We start from the raw sequence: 17,851 nt of genomic DNA, 5'->3' as shown, positions 1-17,851 counted from the left end.
AGACGCTCGAAATAACACAGTAAACAGGGTACATTGAGACTATAAATAACGCAAAATTTAATCAGCCTAGGAAAAACCATGAGCCTTAAGCGCATTACCCAGTTTTTTAACCCAAGCTCAGTGGCCGTTATTGGTGCCTCTAATATATCAACTCGTGCTGGTTTTGTGGTTATGCGCAACTTACTTCAGGGCGGTTTTAAAGGGCCGATAATGCCCGTTACTCCAAGCCATAGCGCAGTACATGGCGTACTTGCTTACCCCTCTATTGCTGACTTACCAAAAGTACCCGACCTAGCTGTTATTTGTACTAACAAAAATACCTTAATTGATATTATTGAGCAGCTTGGAGAGCTTGGCTGTAAAACGGCTATTGTTATTGCAGATGGGCTTTCTGGGGAGCAAAAAAGCGCGCTTAAAGCATGCGCTCAAGCCAAACAGGTTACTTTGCTTGGACCCAATTGTTTGGGCTTGCTGATCCCTCATATTGGTTTAAATGCGAGCTTTTCACATACAGTGGCAAGCCCAGGTAAAATTGCATTTGTATCGCAATCAGCAGCAGTATGCTCAACCATTTTAGATTGGGCTAAAAACAAAGAAATTGGCTTTTCATATTTTGTATCGGTAGGTGATTGCCTTGATATAAACTTTAATGAACTACTCGACTTTTTAGGTCGTGATGCTAAAACCAAAGCTATTTTACTCTACATTGATAACATTGAAGATATTCGTGGCTTTATATCAGCAGCAAGAGCTGCGGCCTTTAGTAAACCTGTAATTGCAATTAAAACAGGTAAAACAAGTGCAGGCGCACTTGCAGCCGAAATTCACACCGGCGGAAAGCAAAGCTCTGATGCTGTTTACGATGCGTTATTTCAACGAGCGGGTATGCTGCGCGTAAATGATTTACGAGAGCTATTTGCAGCGACACAAACACTCGCCATGCATCCAAAATTATTAAAAGTAGAGCAACTGACAATTTTAACTAATGGTGGCGGCCCAGGTGTTATGGCCGTTGATGAGCTAATTCAAAGCTCCGGTAAATTAGCAGAACTAAGCATTGAAACCCGAAATGCGCTAAATAAAGTAATTCCGCAATCAGAAACCACCTCAAACCCTGTGGATATTTTTGGCGATTCAGCACCTGCGCGTTATAAGCAAGCATTAGAAATTTTACTGCACGCAAAAGAAGTTAAAAACTTACTGATTATCCATACTCCCTCAGCGCTTGCGCCCAGCGAAGACTACGCCAACATTATTGTAGAAACCTTACAAACATTACCTAAAATGGCGCGCCCTTACGTTATAACTAATTTTATGGGTGAAGACGCATCTTACGCCGCCAGAAAAGTGTGCTCAAACAACGCAATACCAACTTATAGAACACCAGAGGGTGCTGTTGGCGCGTTTATGCACTTGGTAACGTATCGCCGTAACCAAAAGCATTTAACGCAAACACCTGAGTCGAATACAGATGACGCAAAAATAAATAAAGTAGCAGCTAAAGCGCTTATTAATGAGTTTTTAGATGACGGACAAAGCTACTTACCTACCCATCAGGCAAGCCAAGTATTAAATCACTATGGTATTACATGCATTCAAACTGAGGTGGCTTACACCCCAACAGAAGCCAGAGAGCAAGCCATAGAACTTGGTTTTCCGGTCGCGTTAAAACTTATTAGCCCAAGCATTGCTTCAAAGTCTGAAGTAGGTGGTGTGGTGCTTAACTTAAACGATGCCAACGAGGTTGAACAAACCGCTTTTGCAATGCTTATCCGTATTAAAAACACTTATCCGGATGCTGTTATTGAAGGGTTTTCATTACAAAAAATGGCGCCGCGAGCAGGCGCAAATGAGCTGCGAATTGCAATTAAAACCGAGCCTAATTTTGGTCCTGTTATATTATTAGGTGAAGCAGGAACCGGCCTTGAATATGCGCAAGCCGCTGTTGCTCTGCCTCCACTAAATATGAACTTAGCAAAGTATTTAATTGCCGCAGCGCACGATAAAGGCGTACTAAAGGAGCGCATATTACCCGAAAAAGTTGATAAGTATCGTTTATGTGCACTGCTAACGCGTATTTCTCAGTTAGTTATTGATCAACCTGACATAAGCTCAATGGAACTTAATCCTATACTTGCCAGTAATGGACAGTTTTTAGTGCTCGATGCCACCATGACACTTAGCCGCTATCAAACTCAGAGCAATCGTAAGCGCTTATCTATTCGTCCCTACCCTATAGAACTTGTTGAAGTGGTAACACTTAAAAACAACACCCAAGCTACGCTCAGACCAATAAAGCCAGAAGATGAACAAGCTCATAAAGCATTTGACGAGTCACTTAATAAAGAAGACAGATATAAACGCTTTTTTGGCGAACTACCACAATTTAACCACGATCAACTCGCTAAAATGACGCAAATTGATTACGACCGTGAAATGGCGTTTATTGTTTGCCAACGCTTTGAAGGTAAAACTCGCACATTAGGTGTGTCTCGCGTCATTATGGACCCCGATAACCTGCATGCTGAGTTTGCCATTGTAGTACGCTCAGATTGCCAAGGTTTAGGGCTTGGTCGCATACTAATGAGTGCAGCAATTAACCACTGTAAACGTCAAGGTGTGGAATCGATTGAAGGCATAACCTTACCAGAGAATACAGGGATGATTGAGCTTGCCCGTAAGTTAGGTTTTAAAATTAGTCGCGACTTTGAAGAAGGCAGTATTAACATGGTACTTAAACTTAAATAATGAATGAACCACACACTTTAAGACAAAAAGTGGCTTGCCTGTTTGAAGGCACAGGCCAGTACCATCGAGCAGGACATATTCTTGATATTGCACTCATTAGCTTAATAATGATCAACGTTGTAGCCATTGTTATTGAATCAATCCCAAGTGTGGCAGAGCAGTATTACAACGAATTCTTAGTTTTAGAAATTGTCTCGGTCGCTATTTTTGCTATTGAGTACTTAGCCAGGCTTTGGGCTTGCGTAGATAAAACACAATATGCAGCAATGGAAGGGTCTCATACCAAACGTCGGCTTAGCTATTTTTTCTCTCCTTTGGCAATTGTTGATTTAATTGCGATTTTACCAAGCTTAATGATGTTTTTATTTCCTCTCGATTTACGTTTTTTACGCGTGCTCCGACTATTAAGAGTATTTAAACTCACTCGCTACTCACGCGCCATGCAGCTACTTTTAAAAGCCTTTAACGATGAAGGTAGTTCATTAATGGCTGCTTTTTTTATTATGGCCGTCGTGCTTATTTTAGCTTCATGCGGAATTTACTTAATTGAGCACGACATACAACCCGATAAATTTGGCTCGATTCCCGCAGCTATGTGGTGGGCAATGGCAACATTAACAACCGTTGGTTATGGCGATGTAGTACCTATAACACCATTGGGTAAGTTTTTCGGCGGGGTTATTACACTACTGAGCATGGGAATGGTTGCGATACCTACCGGTTTACTGGCGTCTAGTTTTTCAGAACAAATACGTAAACGCCGCCAATTTTTTGAAGATGCCGTACATGAACAAATTCAAGATGGCACTCTTAATGACACTCAACAAGAACACCTAGAAGAACTACGCTATAAATTAGGCTTGAGTAAACTAGAAGCTAATAAGGCCATTAAAACGCAGTTGAATGAGCATAATAGCCATTTGTTTTGCAGGCACTGCGGTAAAAGGCCTTAAATAAGTACTGCTATTATTAATTAAATATATCACTCCAATTGCGATTAATAAGCGGGAGTACTTCGGTATTAGGTACCGGTTTACTAAATAAGTACCCTTGAAAATGCATGCATCCTCGCGCCTTTAAAAAGGCGAGTTGGTGCGAGCTTTCTACGCCTTCAGCTACACATTCTTTACCTAAACTATCTGCAAGCGCGAGTATTGATTGAATAATAGCTTCATCGTCAGAATCTATGCCTATGTCTTGTACAAAGCTTCTATCTATTTTTAATACATCAATAGGAAAACGCTTTAAATAAGTAAGCGATGCGTAACCCGTACCAAAATCATCCATATACAATCTACAGCCCAACTTTTTAAGTTGTTCCATGCTGTGTAGCGCTTCTTTTGAATCACGCATTAATATTGATTCGGTTATTTCAAAAACAATTGCCTCAGACGATACTCCTGAATTACTTAACGCTTTTTTAATTTCAGGAACAAGGTCTTTAAACTCAAAATCAAGAGCCGATAAATTAATAGATAAATACAGGCTAGGTGAGGCTTTTCGCCACTCTTTTAGCTCTAATAAAGCGCGCGCAAAAGTCTGCAGCATAATTTTTGTAATTAGGCCTATACCTTCTGCTGCCACCGAAAACTCTTGAGTTTGCACAAGCTTATTTTCAGGCCAACGCAGCAGTACTTCAAAGCCTTCTGTTTTTTGACTTTCAGCGTTAATGATAGGCTGGTAGTAATTACAAAATTCTTCTTCTTGATACGCTTTAGTTAGCTGAGACTCAAGATGCAGCGCTCTTTGAACATGCTGATTCATCTCTTGCTTATAAAACTGATAACGCCCCTCTAAAGAGTCTTTTGCATGATATAACGCTATGCTCGCAGCTTTTAAAAGCGCAGAGCCTTGCTGTGCATCATCTGGTGATATAGACACACCAATACTTAAATTAACGTTTACAACTTGGCCATTAATCGTAATATTTTGATTCACACAATCCATCAACTTAGTGCATATAATGAGTACTTGTTCGATTTGCTGAATATCTTCCACCAGTACTACAAATTCATCGCCACCAAATCGAGCAACACTATCAGATGGACGCAAGGAGCATTTTAAACGCTCAGCAACTTCTTTAATTAGCTCATCAGCAACTGCATGCCCCAAAGAGTCATTAAAGTATTTAAAACGCTTAATATTTATATGTAATAAAGCAACTTTACATTCGTGAAATTTTGCTTGCTCAAGGGCGTGTTCAACGCGGTCATTAAATAATGTACGATTTGGCAACCCTGTTAAGGCATCGTAGTTGGCCAATAAGTGCAGCTCGTTTTCGGCTGATTTTTGTGCGTTTATATCGGTTAAAATAATGACATAGCTATTAAGGCGCTGTTCGTTATCGGCCACTGCACTTATTTTCACAAGTACATGGCGTGGCTCACCACTTGCTAAAACTACACTGTCTTCACACGAAAAGTGCTCTCCAATAGATAGCTTTTGCATTATGCGTAAATAATCAAAACGATTGCTGCGCGATATACCTAAATTTAATGCTCGACTAGATAACGACTCAGCAGAGAAGTTAAAGGCGGTTTGCAGTGATTTATTAGAAGCCCGAATATTTAAATTTTTATCGAGGATAAATACCCAATCACGTGTTTGCTCAAATGCTGCCGTAAATAGTAAAGCGTGTTCTTCAAACACCATCTCACGGGTCATATTTGTGTAGGTACCCGCTACTTTTTGTGGCGTTTTATCATCCCACTCAACGACTTTTCCAAAATCCTTATACCAGCGCCAATAGCCTTTTGCATGGCGCAGGCGGTAGGTGCAATTAAAGTAACCTTTATCGGTAGATAAAAACTCAAGCCACTCTAAGCGAAATAGCTGTTTGTCTTGCGGATGAATTTTAGATAAATATTCATCAAGGCTCACGGTTTCATTTTCGTAGCCTAACTCACTCGCTAAGCGAGGTTGGTAAATACTTGGATTGCTTGATTCCCAATCCCAAACACCCGATTCGCTGCCTTCAAGCGCTAGCTTTAAACGTGCTTCGCTTTCTTTACTTTCTTTATTTGCTGCCAATAAAATACGCTGAATTTTATTACGGCGCATAACCCACATAGCAACAAAGCCAATAAACAGCATGCCATAAAGCACCATAAAATAAGGTGCACGCCAAAGTGGATACTTTACTTTTATTTTTAAAATAGCAGGCGAGGTATATTCGCCAGTCAGGGGGTCTTTAGCCCAAACTTTTAATTGATAATTACCTGGATTCAATTTTGGAAACAATACACGGTTGTTATTTCGGGTATAACTTTTTTGTCCGTTATCGAGTTGATACTCATAAATGATGCGTTCTTGATTACTAAATGCCATGGCCGAAAATGCAACTTCAAGTCCTATATCATCATGGTTTAACACAACCTCGTTGAGCGGTTGTTTTAAATCAAGCGATAAATCTCGTGACATTAAATCTACTCGCGTAATATTTACGTGATCAATAAGCGACTGATAGTTTTGGTTTTCCATTGGATGAAAATAAGTAAAACCTTTTAAGCTACCATACGCAATATGGCCATCTTTGAGCTGTGCCATGGCGTTGCTATTAAACTCCGCAGAGAGTAGCCCTTCTGATGTAGAAAATTGCTGAAAATGAAGTGTTTCTGGGTTTAATCGCCAAATGCCTTTATGGCTACTCATCCAGATCATGCCATCATCATCTAGCACCATATCGTATAGCAGAGTGCCTAATTTATTCCTCTCTAAATCGATTGTATGGACTAATTGATAGGTAGATGCGTCAAGGCCTATTAAGCCGAAATTAGAAAGTGATATCCACAATATATTGTTGTTATCAATTAAGTAAGAAAGCACGCTAATGGCTACGTTTTCATGCTGTTTTGGCACTTTATAAATCATTTTAAGTGCTAAATCACTTGGGTTTACTTGGTATAAAATACCGGCATTAAAAAATAATGGCGAATCTGGTTTATTGCTCAGCGCAGGTAAAAAGCCATGGGCTAAAAAGGGTTCAAATTGATCAAACTGACCACCCAAACGCGTTATTACTTGAGAATCTATATTATATATAAATACCCCATGATCTGAGTGCACAAAGTATAGATCGCCATTTGGCATTAATGTAACGCCATGTACCCTACCGGTAATTAGCTCCTGATTAGCAGGGTTATGTACTTTAGGTTCGCTAACTTGATGCGTTACAGGGTCAAAAATAAACAAACCACGGTTCGTATAAAGCCATAAATTATTTTTATAAGGCGTTATTTCATATACGGTAAACTCAGTGGTGAGTAAGTCGACTTTGTAATCTTTTAAATAAGCTTTACCAATATTTGTTTTTAAATCAACCTCGGTAATACCGTTATGCGTTGCAAGCCAAAGCTTGTCTTTATATTCGGTAATCCCCCAGATAGAGTGATGCGATAAACCATCCCCCCCGAGCAAAGTGCCATCGACATTATTAAAATGATAGCTGTCATGAGATAAGTAAAACGCACCGTCGGTTTTAGTCGCAACCCACGTACCACCCGATTTATCTTTTGCCATATCAATAATACTGGTATCGGCAAGTGTGTACTTACTTTGGGCTATTCGAGTGTTTTTAATCATCTCCCCGGTGTTTAAATCAAATTTAAACAAGCCTTTGTCGGTAGCTAAATCTATTGTTCCGTGTTCGTTTACTATGCTCCAAACATTTAGGTCACTTAGTAATACTTTACTTTTAAAAGGTAAATCTGGGCGTTCAAACATTTTTGATAAGTTACTAATATCAACTTCGTATAAGCCTTGTACCGCCCCTACTAACAACTGTTTATTTTCACCTAATGCGAACGACTTAACATTATTTTGGTAAATATGTTCAGCTTCACCTTTTAAATGCTGCAGGGGTCTAACTTGCTCTGTGGCAATATCAAATACGTATGCGCCATGGCTTGTACCTATAAATATATAACCATTGTAAGCAAACAGCTTTCTCACGAGAGTATTTTTATATTTAGCCGGAAGCTCAAAAATAGTTGTTATTTTTCCGGTTGCGATATCAAGCTTTGCAAAATCGCGGCCTCGCCCAATCCAAAGTGTTTTTTTATCAACTGCCACCATACTAAAAACAGACTGATTGATAATTTCTTCTTCACTGGTAGGTTTTTCTAGAAATTGCTGATATGAATCTGTTACGGGGTCGTATCTAAATAGGCCTGCAAGTAAAGAGGCTATCCAAATGTGCCCTTGAGGGTCTTGGTAAATACGATCAATGATCGCTTCTTCTAATTCACCATTAGGGCCGTTTATTGGAATAACTTGATAGCCATCATAACGATTAAGCCCAGCCTCAGTAGAAAGCCAAAGGTAACCATTAGTGTCGATAAGCATTGTATTAACGTAGCTTTGCGATAAGCCTTCGCTTGGAGATAAACGTTTTACTTGTGCGCCTACTTGGCAACTTAGGATAGTTATTAAAACTACAAAGCAACTAATGATCCCATTAACGCATTTACTCATGCTTATTCCATATTATTATTTATTATTATGGGTACTCTAGAGCGACTATATTTCGATGTTTGTAAGTATCAAAAAGTACTTGTAAAGCAAGAGTATATGTTAACACCTGGTTAAAACCAATAGCACAATATAAATCAACTACGTTTTTATATGCGAAGGTATTAATCACCTTATCTTGCGACTTTAAGAGTGTTGATAATAGCTGTTTAGCAACACCTTTACCGCGATGTTCCAGCGCAACAAACACGGTAGATAAAAATAAGAACTCTGTTTTATCTTGCAACCTACATGCTGCAACTATTTCATTATTATAGTAAGTAACCCATACCTTATCTTGTTTATTAGCCCGCCCTCTTACATTATGTTTTTTATAAAATTTATTAACGAGTGGAACTTTTAGCCCATCCAGCAACTCAACTATATACATTTTTATATCAACACTTAGCTAAGCATTAGCGCTAAATACTGCTCAAATTTTTGCTTCAAAACCATTTGTTCAGCCATTGGACGGCTATGGATTGTATTATAAACTTGCTCTCTCGTTTTTTTATTTCGCTTAATTTGATACGCCCAAAAAGACGCTTCATAATCTAACTGAATTTGGTATTTTTCTTCACGTGGCAATAGGCATAAATTAAAACTCACAATACTTCCTCATTCGCTTTTAAAATTATTTGATTAACCCCGAAACTGGGCAAGAGGTAATCTCCTTGTTATTATACGCGTCTTATTTTATTTATTTCTGTAGTAATTGGAACTGATAATGAATAGACATTTTAGTATCTTGTTATTATTGGTAAATTTATTTTTTAGTGCCTCTTGTTTTAGTCATCAATACAACCTCACTTTTAATCGTCCGCAAAGTACACCACAAGCTGATTATGCCTTAGAGTTATTAAAGTTAGCATACGCAGATATCGGTTTTAAAATACATATAATCGATTTTAGTCACCAAAATGCTTTGCTAGCTGCAAATAATGGCGTACTTGATGGGCAGTTAGGAAGAGATGCAAGCGTTGAAAAAAATTACGAAAACTTAATTAGGGTCGATTATGAGCTCTTTAAGTTTGACTTAGTATTGTATAAAAACTGTTTACCTAGCAGTTTAGAACAGCTCGATAGCGTCGCAATTGTTGATGGCTACCCTGTCCAAGAACATTATTTAGCAAGCACACAGTTTGCAGGGAATATTATTAAAGTTAAAAGCATGAATACCCAACTTAATTTGCTTGCTCAGAAAAAAGTACAGGGAGCTTTAATGATTAACTTTATAATGCAAAACAATGAGCTACCTTCACCTCAAGGTTGCTTTGTAAAAGAAGTGCTGAATACTTATCCGCTTTATCATTATTTAAATAAGCGTAATGAAAACTTGGTAGAAAAGCTTAAAATGTCATTAATTAACTTAACTAACAATGGCACTGTGTACGCACTAAGAGCCAAGTATGGATTAAGCTTTTAAAAGTCGAACCCTTGCTGCTGCGCCTGTGTGCTTGGCACTGCATTTTGCTGCTTTTTTTGAAGATAACGTTTGTAGCGCTGCTGGCACAAACTAAGCACCTTCTTTTTTTGGTCGTTAGTTAAGGTATTCCACGAAAAGCGTTCATCCCGACTACGATAACACCCTTTGCAATACCCTCTGTTATTAACTAAGCAAATACTCTTGCAAGGACTTGGAATATCAAATATTTCAATTTGTTGCATGCATAAGTACCGCCCAGTTGAAGAGGAGGTATTAGTATAGCGTTATTTTTGAGCAAAAAAAAAGCAGCAATTTAATTGCTGCTTAGTTTCATTGAGCTGTGAGTATTAATGTTCACAGCTATTAGTATTTATCTCTGTTTTACGGTGAAATGGCTTAGCATACATAGCTAGCACTAATGGTTTTAACTCTTCAGGTACACAAGCTAAACGTTGTTCAAATGTCGCTGTATCAGGAGAGTCTATTACCGCATCTTTACAACCACCAGCGATGTAATTGCCTGGGTGTAAATAAAACGAATCAACAATTTGCCTATCAATTGTTTTAGCAAGCTCTTCAGCACTATCACATTTAGATTCAATTGGTTGCCCAAATGCTAAATGCACGTGCCCTTTAGCAGTACTAAAGCCTTCAACAATGCTCGCAATATCTTCACCAGCCGATTTAACGTACTCACCATGATGTTGCTTGTGGTAAAGCTCTTTGGCTTTAGCAATTGCACACGGCTCATATTGATAAGAAATAGAAACAGGCACTATTTTTAACTCTTTAATATAATCGCCAAACTCTTTCTTTTGTTTACGCCCATTTAATTGCAGCATCTTTAAAAGCGCAGGATCAGTTTGATCAAAACCGTCTTTTGCACGCCCTTCTTTTTGCGCAATCCAAATAGAATTTCCACCGACCACAGAATCGTAAATGTATGACGATAATTGAGTCAGTGCTTTTAACATCTCTTTTGGTGCTTTAGCAGAGCGCTTAACTATAAAGCTTTTATTTAGACGCATAAGCTCAGTAATGTAAGGTATTTGCAATAAATTATCGCCAATAGCAATACGCACTGTTTTCATTTTATGTTGGTATAAACCCCAGTTAACTAATGCAGGATCAAGCACTATGTCTCTGTGGTTTGAAATAAATAAATAGGCCTGGTTAGCATCTAACTGTTCTAACCCAGAAAAGGTAACTTTTGATGTGGTGCGTTTCACTAGTTTATCTAAGTATTGTGCCACTTCATTTTGCACATCTTCAACGGTGCTTACTTTGCCCCATTTTTTACGTAACTGACTTCTTACCATTGGACGCGCAATAAAAGGCACTGCCGATAAAAAGCGCGGTAAATTATACTTTGCTATTACATCAATAAACGCATCATCGTTAGTTAAACGTGTAAGCGACGCCGCAACTTCGTCGTCGTTGTATGGGCGTATATCTGCGTATTTATCTTCTAATTCACTCATTACTACATCTACAATGTTAAAAAACGGTACGCCAAAGCGCACCGTTTATGTCTATATCCGATTATAACTCAGCCAATCTAAAATGCGAAATAACCAAAAAAGCGATTTTATTTTTAGCAACTTGCTTTAAAGCCGAGTTTAATTACCTTCTATGACCATGAGCTTGCTTAAAAGTGCAAAAATCTGATCAGTCTAGCAAAATACCATGTTCTCAATCTGCTAGTGGGCAGACCACTAATACAAAGCCCTCTAATCATTTGGTAGTAATACCATTAACAAAGCCTTTCTTTCGTAGTACCTTAAGCTCGTATTTTAGATTTTTGATGGATCGTAGGCATCTTTTTACGATTTTAACTCTTTCAGATCCACTTATTTTAGGGCTCATAATGAATATTACTATTCTTGATAACGCAACGTTAGCTAAAACGTCTCTTACTGGTATTGAACAACTTGGTAAATTAACGACTTATGAACTTACTAGCCCAGAGCAAGTTATTGAACATTGCCAAGGCGCTGATGTATTAATCACTAATAAAGCAGTTTTAAATCGCGACACTATTAGCAAACTTACACAGCTTAAATTAATTTGCGTAAGTGCAACTGGTACTAATAATGTTGATCTAGAAGCCGCTAAAGAATTTGGTATTGCCGTAACTAATGTAGCTGGCTATTCAACACCTTCTGTTGTTCAACATACGTTTTCTTTAATTACTAACTTACTGGGTAACACACACCGCTATCAGGCGGATTGCCAGCAAGGCGCGTGGCAAAAAAGTGAAATGTTTTGCATACTCGATTACAGCTTTAACGACTTACAAGGTAAAACATTTGCCATTATAGGCGGTGGTACGCTAGGTAAAGGCGTTGCTAAAGTGGCTGAGGCATTTGGCGCAAATGTTATTGTTGCAGAGCGCAAAGGTGTTAAATGTCGCGACGGTCGTACGCCTTTTGAAGACGTCATTAAAACAGCCGATATAATCAGCGTACACTGCCCGCTAACAGATGAAACACGTGATTTAATTGCACTTAATGAGCTTAAAATGATGAAGCCAAGCGCTATAATTATTAATACAGCACGTGGTGGAATTATTAACGAATCCGACTTAGCTACAGCACTTGAGCAAAACCTAATTGCTGGAGCCGGTGTTGATGTACTAACTAAAGAACCTGCTGAGCTTTCAAACCCACTTGCTAATTACAAAGGTAATAACCTTTTACTTACTCCACATATAGCATGGGCAAGCACCGAATCTATTGTGCGTTTAATTAATGAAGTAAGTTTAAATATTGCTGCATTTAATAAAGGCGAATCACGTAACCGCTTGGTGTAGTGATTTTATTGTAGTAATCAAATAAGCTAAAAAATGGCTGTTTTTACTAATACATTTAATATTTTATTAGATAAAAACAGCTTAACCACCTTAACAAACTGATTAATAACAACTTATAAATATGGTCTACTCTTTGCTTTAATACAGCTAATAACCAATTAAAAATCTTATTAAGGTAAATAAAAATGAAAAAATCACTTTTAGCAGCCGCTTTAATCGCTCCATTTTTAACAGGCTGTGTTATTGCCGTATCAGATGGTGAAGCTGAGACTCATTGGGCTGGTAAGAATTCATCTAGCTGGCAAGCACAACATAAAAATAATCGTGAAGTTATATCAGAGCTAAAAATGGATAGCAGTTACCAATCTGTTTTGACGCAATTAAAAACGCCTAATTTCACAGAGCTATTAAAAAAAGATGACGATGTATACCAAGTACTTTTTTATGTAACTCATAGCAAGCATTCAGATTCTAAAACAACGAAAGATGAATGTACGCCACTTGTATTCAAAAATGATAAGTTAGTGGGCATTGGTGAAACCGCTTTAGGTATGATCACGCAGTAACCAATAAAAAATGTTTGATACAAAAACGCCAATATATGAATATTGGCGTTTTTGTATATTAAGTTTTTAGAGTGCAACTATTCTATCTCGCCCTGCATCTTTAGCGGCATATAGGCCTAAATCGGCCTCTTCTAATAACGCTTGCTCAGCATACACTTTACCACTTTGAGTAGTGGCGATACCTATACTAATAGTGATGTGGTCTGCATTTAATGAGCCTTTATGTTCTATATTCAAAGCATTTACAGCATTGCGTAATTTGTTAGCAAACTCCATAGCCTCATGCCTATTCATTCCAGGTAATACAGCTGCAAATTCTTCACCACCATAACGAGCTATAAAGTCACTACCACGTTCACATTGAGCTGCGAGTGCTTGTGCAACATCCTTTAAACATTCATCGCCAGCACGATGTCCGTAGCAATCGTTGTAACGCTTAAAGTGGTCTATGTCCATAAGTAACACTGATAGCGGGGTTCCACTGCGTTTACTTCGGCGCCATTCACGAGCTAAGTTTTCGTCTAAGTAGCGTCTATTTGGGATTTCAGTTAAGCCGTCGATTGAGGCTAACATTTCTAGCAGATCATTTTTTTGCTTTATAAGTAATTGGTTACGAACCCTAACACGCACAATAGAAGGGCTAAATGGCTTGGTGATATAATCCATAGCACCGAGCTCTAGGCCCTTAGCTTCGTCATCATGGCTACGATTAGCTGATATAAATATAACGGGGATCGATTGAGTTATCGGATTTTCTTTAAGTTGCACAAGCACTTCATAGCCGTCAATTCCTGGCATAATCACATCAAGGATAATTAAATCAACTTGCGCAGTTTTTACAAAGGTCAGTGCTTTTTCACCACTTTCAACTAAGAATACGTCGTGTTCTACTTTAAGTGTTTTTTCAAGTACTAATCTGTTGATTGGATCATCATCTACAATAAGTACTTTAGCTCTTTTCGACATCCCTAGCCCCTACCCCTTTTATAAAAACAATTACCTGTTCTAACTGCATAATAAGCTCTTTCAGTGTTATTTCAACAGGCTTGTTAGTTGTTTTAAGTGTTCTTTCACACAATAAAGCGCAGTGAGACAATCGTCTAAAACCTAAATTACCTGCTACACCTTTTATACTATGCACTAAGCGTACCAAATCATCCTTATTGGTTGTTTCTTCTATTTGCAATAGCTGGGTTTCGCATAAATTAGCAAATTTACCAATCATTGTATTGAGGAGCTTTTCATCCATACTAAACTGCGTTAATGCGAATGATTTTTCAAAAAAGCTTGGTTTAACTAAGTTTAAATCGGCAATTGCATCAATAAGTACCTTAGCAACAACTGGTTTAGTTAAATGCTTATTCATACCGCACTTTAAAGAACGTTCAATATCAGCGGGTTCACAATGAGCCGTTAAAGCAAAAATAGGCAGTTGCTTTGCGTCAAACTGTTGACGAATTAAAGCCGTAGCTTGGCAGCCATCTATTTGCGGCATTTGCACATCCATTAATATTAAGTCAGGCTTTAAAACTTGCAATAATTCCATGCCGATAGATGCGCTTAAAGCGGTAACAACACTTACGTTTGCTTGGCGTAATACACTGCTAATTATTTCTAAATTAAGTTGATTATCATCAATGGCTAATACAAGTAGACCCGATATATCAACTTTAGTTTCAGCAGTATTATATATTACGGCATTGGTACTAGCTTTAGGCTGTTGCTGAGAGTTCAAGCTAAATAGCCTTTGTCCCAATGCAGAGGCTTTAACGTGATGCGCAGCTAAATGCTCACTTGTTGGTAAATTAAGTGTGTGCTGATGATTAATAATAATTACCGATGTTTCTTTAGCTGATAACGAATCATTAATTGCTTCAACATTTAAAAGTGCAGGTAAATCGGCCGCATCGATTATTATTTGCTGAGTATTAGAGAGCTTAATTGGGTATTTGAGTACTTCATCTAAATTAATATTAGCAAGCTCTGTATAAGCATTTGTTACTTGCTTAAGCTCTTTACTTTGATCCGATAAAATAGCCAATGTATTAGTCGGTAACATCGTATTTTTAGTGGTATCAACCAAAAAACTAACGCTGAAGTAAAACTCACAGCCATGACCTTTTTTACTCTTTAAAGCAATCTCCCCTCCCATTAATGACACCGCATGTTTAACAATCGCTAAACCTAACCCAACACCATGATGTATACGTGTTGAAGACTCATCACCTTGCGTAAAGGCGTCAAATAAACGCCTCTGATCGGCTTCATCTATGCCCATACCGGTATCAATTACTTTAAAGCAAATATGCTGTTGCTCTAGGCTATCGCTTTCAATAAGTTCCATTTTTAAAGTGATAGAACCTGTTTTTGTAAACTTAACAGCATTTGTTAATAAATTACCTAATATTTGCTGTAAGCGAATACTGTCGCATATCAAATCAGGCGCTATTAACGGGTCAATATCAATAACAAATTCAATACCTTTTCCTTCGCACAATGGAGCCGTTAAACTTTCACAAATATCCACCAGCTCAACCATACTAAAAGATGCTTGTTTTAAATCGGTTTGCGAACTTTCTATGCGTGCAAAATCAAGCATTCTATTGAGCATTAGCAACAAGCTTTGTGCTGCATGCTTAGCTTGATCCGTTTGTTGTAATTGCTTTTGCGTTAATCCTTGCTCAATAAGCATATCAAGCAGCCCTAAAACAGCATTAAGAGGAGTGCGTATTTCATGACTTAAATTGGCTATAAAGCGACTTTTAGCAAGGGTTGCTCGTTCGGCATCTAGTTTCGATTTAGTTAATGCGCTCACATCCTGAATGTGAATAACATAATAAGCTGGGTCCCGGTTTTCATCCCATACAAGCGATACACTCAGTTGCAACCAACTTGTTAAGCGCCCTTGAGCAAGCGTTAGGTGGTATACGCGTTTTTTGTCATCTAGCAATTGCGCTAAAGTGCTTTTTATTTGCTGCCATTGAGTATCGTCAAACAATGCTTTTAACTGCTCACCAACCAGTACTGGCTGTTCAGAAAACTGCTTTCTTGCCGCTTTATTTACTTGTAATATTGTGTGCTCAAGCGAGAGTAAAACCACGCAGTTAGCCGCAAATTCAATCGCACTTCTAAATTTAGATTCTGATGCTTTTAAGGCCAATAATGCTTGTTGCTGCTCGGTAATATCGCGACCAATACCCATAGTCCCCAACAGATGTTGGTGCTCGTTATAAAAAGGTGCAATAGTCAGTTGGTACGTTTTTTTATCGGTTTCTATTCGCTGTTCAACACTGTTTCTATTTTGTAATACTTGTTTTTCAAGCGCATTTATTTGTTGATCGTTATCACCTAAATCATCTACATATTTACCGACTAATGCAGTTTGATCTTTACCGATGTACGCCTCAAATGCTTTATTGCATCCTAAGAATGATCCATCAATATTTTTAAAATAAATAAGATCTGGCACACTGTTTAGCATAGTGTTGAGCAAAGCCAAGTGGCGCTCTTTTGCTTCGTAACTGCGGCTTAGTTTTTCTGATTGCAACTGAACCTGGTCGTCCAGAGCTTTGTTTGCACTTTGTAATGAATCAACTAACTGTTTGTTTTTAGTAAATACACGCTTCACTTTAGAAAACCAAGGCTGCCAGCTCAGCGGTACTTTATAATCGAGCTGCACTTCTTGCTGTGTACCGTTACTCTCTAGGTACGACATTAAGTGAGTCATTGGCTTAATAAAAATGCGCTGACTTAACCAAAAAAACACGCCAAACATAATACTTAAAAATAGCGTTAAAAATGCAAACTCTAATAGTATTTCATACTTAATTGGGCTTATTAGTTGGGGTTTGTGCTCGTAAAATGCTGCATGAATAGGTAACTCATCCATAGGCTGCATAAAGTAATTACTATCACTAGTTAATACTGTTTTTTTACTATGGTGCTGGGCCAAATCAGGCCAATAATTTTTTAATGCTGTTGCTTGCTCTATTAACTGTTTAGAGCTGGCGATAACTTGATGTGATTGGTTCATAAAAACGTATTCACCACTGTTCGGTGAAACCTTTTTTAACCACCCAGAAATTGCCTGAACATCATAAATCAAAATAATGTAATCGGCTGAGCCAGTGCTTCGTTGTCGGCCAATAGCAAAATACGATTTATCATTCACTTTAACAATGGGACTTGAAGTAAGTTTGTTTGGTGAAAATTTTGGCTTGAATTTTCCATTTAGAATTTCAGTAAGCATTAAACTTTGGCTTTTGTTGCGCCTGCTTACATAAGCAAAGCCATTATTATCAACATATGCTACAGCAGACAACGACTGCATTAATGCAAGCGTTGTATTAAACGAAGGCCCTAATGTAATAGCCTGCTGCCACTGCATTAATGCCTTAGCAGATAACGCAAACTCCCCCTTACCTACAATTTCAGTGCCTTGCTCACTAAAGTGACGGTAATAGTAACCATCATATTGATTTATGCCCTCAAGTAAGCTTTGGTTTACTTTTGGATAGGTCGTTTGTTCGTATAAGCTAAACATGGTGATGAGTAGATTACTCACCGACTCCATCCCGTGAGTAACCTGTGCTGAAACATTCGTAAAATCGGCTTCGCGTTTTTCAACCGCCCGCTCAAGCTTTATATTATATAAGTGCAAGCACAGTAAAAAAGCGACAATCAATGGCACTAAAAGCGCAATAAATAATGAACGATAATAATGCTTCAGAGGTAAAAAATTCAATGTACTGCCTGCCATTTGGCTCGAAAATCAATCGATAGACTATCGAG

General features: G+C 38.2%; 12 protein-coding genes. 5 read left to right on the top strand and 7 right to left on the bottom strand.

Features of this window, described 5'->3' with window-relative positions; all coding sequences use genetic code 11:
* Positions 1 to 78 precede the first annotated feature (78 nt).
* Together I6F42_RS07525 and I6F42_RS07520 are read left to right on the top strand one after the other, a co-directional pair.
* Complete coding sequence (locus I6F42_RS07525; protein WP_007586928.1) at positions 79 to 2,748, top strand: GNAT family N-acetyltransferase; 2,670 nt, start codon at positions 79 to 81, stop codon at positions 2,746 to 2,748.
* Positions 2,748 to 3,701 carry an ion transporter gene (locus I6F42_RS07520; RefSeq protein WP_197151656.1) on the top strand — a complete coding sequence of 318 codons (954 nt, stop codon included), beginning with the start codon at positions 2,748 to 2,750 and terminating at the stop codon, positions 3,699 to 3,701. Before I6F42_RS07525 ends, I6F42_RS07520 begins: the two co-directional genes overlap by 1 nt.
* Before the next feature lie 16 nt (positions 3,702 to 3,717).
* On the opposite strand, the gene I6F42_RS07515 is transcribed toward I6F42_RS07520, so the two are convergent.
* Genes I6F42_RS07515 through I6F42_RS07505 form a run of 3 tightly spaced genes read right to left on the bottom strand, consistent with a single transcriptional unit; the run spans position 3,718 to position 8,865 of the window.
* Positions 3,718 to 8,220, bottom strand: a complete 4,503-nt coding sequence (locus tag I6F42_RS07515; RefSeq protein ID WP_197151654.1) for an EAL domain-containing protein — start codon at positions 8,218 to 8,220, stop codon at positions 3,718 to 3,720.
* Between the two features lie 25 nt (positions 8,221 to 8,245).
* On the bottom strand, positions 8,246 to 8,647 hold the full coding sequence (locus tag I6F42_RS07510) for a GNAT family N-acetyltransferase (RefSeq protein ID WP_197151651.1): 402 nt from the start codon (positions 8,645 to 8,647) through the stop codon (positions 8,246 to 8,248).
* A gap of 14 nt (positions 8,648 to 8,661) precedes the next feature.
* Positions 8,662 to 8,865: a DUF3283 family protein gene (locus I6F42_RS07505; protein WP_002962585.1), complete on the bottom strand. Its 204-nt coding sequence runs from the start codon at positions 8,863 to 8,865 to the stop codon at positions 8,662 to 8,664.
* A 118-nt stretch (positions 8,866 to 8,983) separates the two neighbouring features.
* On the opposite strand from I6F42_RS07505, the gene I6F42_RS07500 reads away from it, so the two are divergent.
* Positions 8,984 to 9,682: an ABC transporter substrate-binding protein gene (locus tag I6F42_RS07500; protein ID WP_165722137.1), complete on the top strand. Its 699-nt coding sequence runs from the start codon at positions 8,984 to 8,986 to the stop codon at positions 9,680 to 9,682.
* Here the strand turns inward: I6F42_RS07500 and I6F42_RS07495 are convergent.
* Together I6F42_RS07495 and I6F42_RS07490 are read right to left on the bottom strand one after the other, a co-directional pair.
* Complete coding sequence (locus I6F42_RS07495) at positions 9,679 to 9,924, bottom strand: DUF1289 domain-containing protein (RefSeq protein ID WP_007586940.1); 246 nt, start codon at positions 9,922 to 9,924, stop codon at positions 9,679 to 9,681. The two genes, I6F42_RS07500 and I6F42_RS07495, sit on opposite strands and share 4 nt — an antisense overlap.
* A gap of 105 nt (positions 9,925 to 10,029) precedes the next feature.
* A complete protein-coding gene (locus tag I6F42_RS07490; RefSeq protein ID WP_197151649.1) occupies positions 10,030 to 11,163 on the bottom strand; it encodes a 1-acyl-sn-glycerol-3-phosphate acyltransferase in 1,134 nt (377 codons plus the stop codon).
* Positions 11,164 to 11,549: 386 nt separating this feature from the next.
* Here I6F42_RS07490 and I6F42_RS07485 point away from each other — a divergent pair, with 386 nt between their 5' ends.
* Both I6F42_RS07485 and I6F42_RS07480 read left to right on the top strand, forming a co-directional pair.
* The gene (locus I6F42_RS07485; protein WP_007586942.1) at positions 11,550 to 12,494 is read left to right on the top strand and encodes a D-2-hydroxyacid dehydrogenase; all 945 of its coding nucleotides are present in this window, start codon (positions 11,550 to 11,552) and stop codon (positions 12,492 to 12,494) included.
* 185 nt (positions 12,495 to 12,679) lie between these two features.
* Positions 12,680 to 13,060: a DUF3192 domain-containing protein gene (locus I6F42_RS07480; RefSeq protein ID WP_007586943.1), complete on the top strand. Its 381-nt coding sequence runs from the start codon at positions 12,680 to 12,682 to the stop codon at positions 13,058 to 13,060.
* A gap of 66 nt (positions 13,061 to 13,126) precedes the next feature.
* Here I6F42_RS07480 and I6F42_RS07475 read toward each other — a convergent pair whose 3' ends face one another.
* Positions 13,127 to 14,026, bottom strand: coding sequence for a diguanylate cyclase (locus tag I6F42_RS07475; protein ID WP_007581985.1), 900 nt, complete (start codon positions 14,024 to 14,026; stop codon positions 13,127 to 13,129).
* Positions 14,010 to 17,819, bottom strand: a complete 3,810-nt coding sequence (locus tag I6F42_RS07470; protein WP_197151647.1) for a PAS domain-containing hybrid sensor histidine kinase/response regulator — start codon at positions 17,817 to 17,819, stop codon at positions 14,010 to 14,012. The genes I6F42_RS07475 and I6F42_RS07470 overlap by 17 nt, the downstream gene beginning before the upstream one ends.
* Between the last annotated feature and the right edge of the window lie 32 nt (positions 17,820 to 17,851).

The sequence above is a fragment of the Pseudoalteromonas sp. SWYJZ12 genome, from assembly GCF_015864395.1.
Lineage (GTDB): Bacteria > Pseudomonadota > Gammaproteobacteria > Enterobacterales > Alteromonadaceae > Pseudoalteromonas > Pseudoalteromonas arctica.
Note: the sequence above shows the minus strand (reverse complement) of the source record. Positions and strands in the feature narration are given on the sequence as shown.